Source organism: Segatella hominis (assembly GCF_004535825.1).
GTDB lineage: Bacteria > Bacteroidota > Bacteroidia > Bacteroidales > Bacteroidaceae > Prevotella > Prevotella hominis.
Genome location: NZ_SGVY01000140.1, coordinates 1 through 738 on the forward strand (window position 1 = coordinate 1; position 738 = coordinate 738).

Genomic DNA, 738 nt, shown 5'->3' on the forward strand with positions numbered 1-738 from the left:
CGCTTTATGGGGTAAGGGGATTTTGTGTCTGCGACATTTCTGTTGTGCAAGAAATATGTACAATAAAATGAATTTTGTCGCTTTGCAAGCAAAATCCCACTAAACCCTATAGGTTGCGGATTTGAGGAACAATAAAAAACATAGAATATCATGAAACGATTTGCATTCAAGATGTATCTCAAGAAGGGATGCGAGAAAGAATATGCCAAGCGCCACGCTGCAATTTGGCCGGAGTTGAAACAGATGATCAAGGACCAGGGTGTAAGCGACTACAGCATCTTCTGGGACAAGGACACCAACCTACTCTTTGCCGTCCAGAAATGTGATAGCGACACCAACAGTCAGGACACCACCAACGTGGATCCAATCACACAAAAATGGTGGGATATGATGGCAGACATCATGGAAGTGAATCCAGACAACTCTCCTGTCAGCATCCCACTGGAAGAACTCTTCCACATGGATTAAAGTCATATCTATATTGCCCAGATTTGGTTCACCTATTTGGGCACTTGTTGCCCGTCTCGTGAGCAACGGTTGCTCATCTCATGTTCATCGGTTCCCCATCACGTGATCCCCGAGGGACCGCTTGAAGGTCATGGCAGACTAACTGTAGTTTCCTATATTTAGTTGACTACATAGTTTCTTATTCCTATTGTAAGTTGACAATTATTTTCTCTATTCCTAATTCTACTTGTCAATCTTCTATCTTATTCCTAGTTAGTATTTACATACTTC

General features: G+C 42.3%; 1 protein-coding gene. It reads left to right on the forward strand.

Annotated elements, in window-relative coordinates; translation table 11 throughout:
• Window positions 1–150 precede the first annotated feature (150 nt).
• Window positions 151–468, forward strand: coding sequence for an L-rhamnose mutarotase (gene rhaM, locus EXN75_RS17510; RefSeq protein WP_022110650.1), 318 nt, complete (start codon window positions 151–153; stop codon window positions 466–468).
• Window positions 469–738: the final 270 nt, after the last annotated feature.

What these genes read in the sequence shown, in the direction of transcription:
- rhaM (WP_022110650.1), top strand. Translation starts at nt 151, where the DNA reads ATGAAACGATTTGCATTCAAGATGTATCTCAAGAAGGGATGCGAGAAA.